The following is a 6250-nucleotide window of genomic DNA, read 5'->3' on the forward strand; positions in this document are numbered from 1 at the left end:
ATCCCGTTGTATGTCATTTTGTGTTTACGTTCTTCATGCGGTAGAGCATGATAAAATTTATATTGGATTTACTTCTGATTTAGATTCTCGCATACCTTCTCATAATGTTCTGCTCGTGGTGACTTTTCCTGAAAAGTCCTCTAACAATATTGTGTATCTTAACTTGTAAAAAAAATGAAAAGCGATCGGAGACGATCGCTTTTGTTATATATACTAAACCCTGACTACTAATTATACATGTTCTTTAAACATGTTAAGCATGTGTGTGAGCCCCTGTGGAGAATGAAGCGCTTCAGTTTGTTGTAATGTTATAGCGGCGATAGCAGATGTTCTGTTAAGCATTTTATCTTCGTAGTGACTGATTGCAGCCCTCAGATTTATAAATCTTTCATTTGTCAGGCATTCGCTTAATTCCAACGCATCCTGCATCGCCATGTTTACTCCTTCGCCAGCGTAGGGTGGCATCAGATGAGCGGCATCACCGATCATTGTGATGTTGGTTTGCGACTCCCAGTTTTGATCGAGCGGCATACAATATTGTGGTCGGGGAGTAAAGTGGGTGTTTCCGTTGAACAGTTCATGCCATATAGTATCCCACGAAGCAAACTCTTCTTTGAACCACGTGAGTAATTGCGTGTGATCATTGAAATCTAGACCACAGTCATTTACCCACAACTCATGTGTTTTACAGCCGGTATAAAATGCTAAACTCCCATCTCCCTTTGCACTAACAATAAGTGTTTTGCTATCACGCAAGGCAAATATCTTTCCTCCTTTCACAAGGGAGTGAATTTGGGGCGTTGTAGTTGCTGCCTCGTATACTGTGCCTTCTATAATAGTAACGCCAGCGTAAAAAGGTTTGATTGGTGTAATGAATGGACGAATGCACGAGTTGGCTCCATCGGCTGCAATTACTATATCTGCCACAAGGGTGTTATTGTTGTTAAGCTGAAGCCGCCAGGAATCTCCCGTACGCTCAAGTGCTACGATATGGCTGTTCCATACAACGGTATCGGGCGCAAGCGATTCAAGCAGTATATTTCGTAGCGGACCACGATCAATCTCCGGTCGAAAATGTTCATGGCCAAAATCTTGTGTAATTATTTCTGCATGCTGGTCGTAGTATATATGGCCTACGTTGTCGGTTATGCGAATAAGATCTGCACCGGGTCTGTAATTCTTTTGGAATGCTTCCAGCAACTCGGCTTTTCTAAGCGCAGCTAATCCGGAATCTTCATGCAGGTCGAGCGTAGCGCCTTGCACGCGTACATCTTTGTGAATGTCGCGCTCATATACTTTTACATCTGCGCCTTTCATTTGTAAAAGTCTTGCCAGCGTTAGCCCTGCAGGCCCGCCACCTATTATGGCTATTTTCTTGTCTTTGATCAACATACCTTTATTTCGTTTTGAATGATGCTTCAAAACTATTTCTTCGGCAATGTTGAAAATTGTATAAATCGGTCGTCTTTGTTTCGGGAGAGCTCTTTGGGTATAACACCTGCGAATTTTTTTATCTCTTTAATAAAATGCGCCTGGTCTGTAAAATGTTGATCAGGAAAGAGCTTGCCGTCTTTGATCTGTTGAAACGAAGCTCTGAAACGTAAAATAGTACTATAGGATTTTAATGATAGTCCAAACTGATCGTTGAAATATCGGTTGATCTGTCGACTGCTCCAATATACATGTCGTGATAATTCTGCCACAGGTATAGTGCCATTCGATTGATATAGTAACTCGAATAACTTTTGTTTTCGGCTATCAACTTTATCTTCTATAGAGCCTATAAGGACGTTTGATAATTTAGAACAGAAACTGTCGAAGTTATTCAAGTCATCGGCCGTTATTCCCCATATACCTGTAGGTAATATAGTGCCGTGATTTACAAGAGCAGCGACCTTTGTCTTTAGTAAATATTCAACTGCCAATGGGCGGAGACTTACTGCGAATGTAATGATGCCCGGTTCTAATATAGTTTGCGAAGGCTCACTTTCAAGTCCTAACAGTGTTACATGAAATGCTTTTGTTGCGGATTGAGAAAAGAATACATCAATTCTTCCGTCAGGCAGCACGACTATATCTTTACCGATGCCTGCATGATTGACAAGCATCCAGAAACTTTCCACAAAATCAGAAAGCGATTTATCGGGTTTTACTACCCTATATTCGAGATCGTTACTGAGCATGATGCAGCATTGCATTAATTAAGACGTTCTGCATCCTGAATATATTGTATAGAAAGCAGATATACCAGTGCTCTGATATATCTGCTTTAAAGGATTAAGCCAATTCCATTGTGTTCTGCCCCGGAATCGTTACAACAAATTCAGTCCACTGGCCATATTCAGAGTCTACCATTACAGTGCCTCCTATTTTTTGAACAGCTTCCTTTGCTATATATAATCCTAATCCTGATCCCGAGCTTTTCTCAGACGCTCGGTAAAACATATTGAATATTTTTTCTCGAGCATCTTCCGGTATACCTTCACCATTATCGCCTACACGGATCTCCGCTCCTTTGTTATCGGCTTTGATTTGTATTTTTAGTAGTGGCTCAGTTTTCTGAAAGTCAGCATACTTTATTCCGTTCGATATAAGATTGTTTAGCACCATCCCCACGCGTGTAGGTGAGCTATAGAATGAACCGGTCTGTTGTACGGCTATTACTTTCTTTATCTTATCGAGGTTCTCCATAAACTGTAACTGCTCAAAAGTAGCATTTACCAGGTGTTGAAAATCGATAGGCTCAGAATCAACTTTTAATCGTGAGTTGCGCGAGTAATCTACAATCTCGCGAATAAAACGATCAAGACGAAGCAAGCTGTTTTGTTGCCGATCCATCAACGAGCGTATATTCTCTACGTTGTGCTCCAGCCTTGCCACTTCAATCAATCCTAACAGGGAAGATATAGGAGCACGCAAGTCATGCGATGCACTATAAACAAAGCGGTCGAGTTCGTTATTGATCTTTACCAGTTCTTCATTGCGATCTTCCAATGCCTTCTGCGCAGCTTTGCGATCGCTGATATCTATACCTATAAATATAAATTGTATGATGCTGCCACTTTTGTTTACAACCGGCTGTACTTCCACAGACAACCAATAAGCATTGCCGTTGCGTGTATAGTTTATAAACTCTACATCTTTAAAACCTTGTCCTTCGTGGATCATGGTTTTGCCGGCTTTCAACATGTTTTCGTTAATTTCCGCACGCTGCACAAGTACCTCCATCTTTTGGCCGATAACTTCTTCTGCAGTATATCCGGTAATGCGAGAGAATGCAGGGTTTACCCATTCGATAGTTCCTGTGTTATCAGCCAATACTACTATGTTGGTTGTATTGTTTACAACTAAAGCCAGTTGCTTGTTCTCATGTGCCTGCTTTTGTTCTTTCTCTACATTCCGTTTGAGGTTGTCGCGCATGTTTAGCAGGGCGCGGCCCATACTGTCATCTTCACTGAGTAGCTCAAGATGTTCCGAATAATTTCCCTGTCCTACCTGGTAAGCAAATTCAGACTTTATATTCATGCCGCGTATAAGATGATGCAAGGCCAGCATCATCTCCCCAATCTCGTCACTGCGATGATAAGGATTTACCCGGATAGCTTTTCCTTTACTAAGCAGAACAATCAACTCTTTTATTCTGACAATAGGTGCTACAATAGTTTTCTGAAAGAACACATACGCTACAATAAACGCCATGATAAAAACAATGATCATACAGATGAGTAGCACGGATAAAAAGGTGTCGGAGTATTTCTTTTCTTCCTGCAGGCTATTCATCTCATCTTTTTGCAGATATAGTATAGTTCTGAATTTCTGGTTCAGGTCAACCGTTAGAGGTTGTACCCGTTCTTCTGTTAAGAAACTTGCCACGGCAAACTTTTTATAGTCTTCGTAGAGATCATCTTTGCTAAGCAAGTTCATGATCTCACGTTGCACGTTTGTCAATGTGTCTATCAAAGTAAACGTGGTAAGTATAGAGTCCCTTCGCGCACCGGGTGTCTCGGTGAGTATATTTTGTATTTCCTTCTTTAATGCCGGATATGTTTTGTCGAGAATATCCGTAAGGTCTTTTTTTTCGCGCGTAGTGGGTTGATAGGTCCAGTTGCTGGTAAGTCGTGTAGCTTCGTTTACAGCTACACTAAGATCTTTCAGCGAGAGATATAGCGGCAGGTAAACCGTTTGTATGCGTTTGTCTAGTTCTTTGTTTTTATGAAGGACGATGATGCTATAGGTTGTTGCACAGATGGCCACCAGGATAATAAATATATACCCCAGGGTTATTCTTTTAGAAAGATTGAATTTCATACACGAGATAAAATGAATTTGTTTGGAGATGGGTCAATAGGCACGCCAGTTTTGCGACAAGCAAACTGTTTTACATTACTGTGAGTTCATGTTTTGAAAAATAAATGAATGAAAGAATTGTACAGGGGGCGGGATTGCTACATTAACGAAGAAAGGTTGTTGTAGTTGTGTGAATCAAATCTGATTTATGCGATATACTGTAACCAATTTAGTTTCTGCCAACGGATTGATACATGGTAAAGAAATGAGTATACGTCAGCGCAAATTCTGATAACGAGCTGTAAGCAGACGCAGGAAGTATTCTGAAAATATTTTTCCAGTTATAGCGGGTGACTTTACCTCGATTGATACGTCTAATAATATTTTACAGGTAGGTAAAAGGATGTTTGCCTATAGAGCAACCGTGATACATCACCTTCTCTGCGCGATCTTTAACCCTCAATTACAATATTATATTTATGGAGTAATCCAGTCGCTCCTGATAGGGAGAACTTTGCTTTTTTAATTTTGTTCCGTTCAGGATCAATAGAGAAACCGGAAGCTGAGCGTAGGTCAGCATTTTCCAGTATGGTATTATCAAAGATGGCCCGTTGCAGATCGCAATTTCGAAATATAGCCTGCGTCAGGTCGGTCTCTGTAAAATCGATATCCTGCAGGCTGCACTCCAGGAAGCGAATGCCTTTGAGCTTTAGTTTATAGAAGGAAGAGAAGTGCAGTACGCAATTTTCAAAGGTAAATGACAGCAGAAGTTTGCTGCATTCATCAAAACGTATACCAAGTTGTTTGCAATTTTTGAAAGTAACATCGCGGAAAGCAGCATTCATTACTTTGGCCATGCTAAAATCACACGCTTCAAAAGAACACTCCGAGAAAATTATATCAGTCAATATAGTTTCTCCAAAATTGCAATTACGAAATGAGCAATTTTCATACTCGCCTTTCTCCAGGTTTTTGCTTTTGAAATCAAGCCCCAAAAAATCTTTGTCTTCTATATATGCTCGCGTCATAAATCAAAATGTATAGCGCGACTAATATAAAGCATTCTACAGTTCATTCTCTATTGTTACCGTTAAATGTGTTATATCGATTTTCATCCGTACAAATACAGAGATATTTATCCGTAATAAATGGAGTTGTTACTACGTAGTTGTAGAGAGTACATGGTGAAACCTGCATCTATATCTTGCATGTACATTCCCTAAAAATTTATTTCCCTAATAATGAGAAAGACAATACTTGTCGTAGAGGATTTTGCCAGCATCCGGAATTTTCTATGTGATACACTTGAGCGTGCAGGGTACAAAACGCTTGGATTATCAAACGGCAGGGAAGCATTTGAATTGCTCAAGAGTGGTGAAGTTATTATCGACTTAGTGCTTTCGGATTATAATATGCCAGAGTGTACAGGTTTCGATCTGTTGGTACAAATGAAAGCTGAACCATCGGTAGCCGATATACCGGTAGTTTTTCTTACGACTGAATCTGATCCGGAGAAGATGCGCGAAGCGCAGAAGGTAGGTTTGGCAGCCTGGATAAAGAAACCTTACCGTGCAGAAACATTCTTCGCACAGCTATCAAATGCTATTATGAATGGACGATAATCAGAAGCGGTTCATTGAAGTAGAGCAAAACCTCGGAGCAGGCCAGGTAAATAAAGCGATACAACAACTCTCGCAGTAATGCTGCGGCGGCAGAAGAAATGTCTTCCAACGCAGAAGAGCTCAGCACACAGGCAGAGGAGCTTAAGTCAGCTATAAGTTACTTTAAGATTGATTCAGACACAACCATCGTGAAGGCTACACGCAGCAACATGAAAAAGAAAACTCTTGAGAATCATGTGCGGCAGCATGCGCCTGCTTTTGGTAAAGGTATAGACTTGAAACTGGAAGACGGACCTGGTGACCAGGAATTTACAGAGTTTTGAATTTTTCGTTCGTAATAT

General features: G+C 40.6%; 7 protein-coding genes. 3 read left to right on the forward strand and 4 right to left on the reverse strand.

Going from position 1 to position 6250, the window contains the following annotated elements:
• Nucleotides 1-10 precede the first annotated feature (10 nt).
• Nucleotides 11-169 carry a GIY-YIG nuclease family protein gene (locus VIN08_RS09210; protein WP_331963548.1) on the forward strand — a complete coding sequence of 53 codons (159 nt, stop codon included), beginning with the start codon at nt 11-13 and terminating at the stop codon, nt 167-169.
• A 62-nt stretch (nt 170-231) separates the two neighbouring features.
• Here the strand turns inward: VIN08_RS09210 and VIN08_RS09215 are convergent, their stop codons facing one another.
• The 4 genes from VIN08_RS09215 to VIN08_RS09230 all read right to left on the reverse strand — a co-directional run bounded on the left by VIN08_RS09215 (nt 232) and on the right by VIN08_RS09230 (nt 5315).
• Nucleotides 232-1422, reverse strand: coding sequence for an NAD(P)/FAD-dependent oxidoreductase (locus tag VIN08_RS09215; RefSeq protein ID WP_331963531.1), 1191 nt, complete (start codon nt 1420-1422; stop codon nt 232-234).
• 2 nt (nt 1423-1424) lie between these two features.
• Entirely contained in the window at nt 1425-2183 is a 759-nt protein-coding gene (locus VIN08_RS09220; RefSeq protein ID WP_331963533.1) for an AraC family transcriptional regulator, read from the reverse strand.
• Nucleotides 2184-2277: 94 nt separating this feature from the next.
• Complete coding sequence (locus VIN08_RS09225; protein ID WP_331963536.1) at nt 2278-4308, reverse strand: PAS domain-containing sensor histidine kinase; 2031 nt, start codon at nt 4306-4308, stop codon at nt 2278-2280.
• 431 nt (nt 4309-4739) lie between these two features.
• Nucleotides 4740-5315, reverse strand: coding sequence for a pentapeptide repeat-containing protein (locus VIN08_RS09230; protein ID WP_331963539.1), 576 nt, complete (start codon nt 5313-5315; stop codon nt 4740-4742).
• Nucleotides 5316-5528: 213 nt separating this feature from the next.
• Here VIN08_RS09230 and VIN08_RS09235 point away from each other — a divergent pair, with 213 nt between their 5' ends.
• Nucleotides 5529-5909, forward strand: a complete 381-nt coding sequence (locus tag VIN08_RS09235; RefSeq protein WP_331963542.1) for a response regulator — start codon at nt 5529-5531, stop codon at nt 5907-5909.
• A gap of 98 nt (nt 5910-6007) precedes the next feature.
• On the forward strand, nt 6008-6232 hold the full coding sequence (locus VIN08_RS09240; RefSeq protein ID WP_331963545.1) for a hypothetical protein: 225 nt from the start codon (nt 6008-6010) through the stop codon (nt 6230-6232).
• Nucleotides 6233-6250 lie beyond the last annotated feature (18 nt).

This window comes from Ohtaekwangia sp., assembly GCF_036568665.1.
Lineage (GTDB): Bacteria > Bacteroidota > Bacteroidia > Cytophagales > Cyclobacteriaceae > Ohtaekwangia.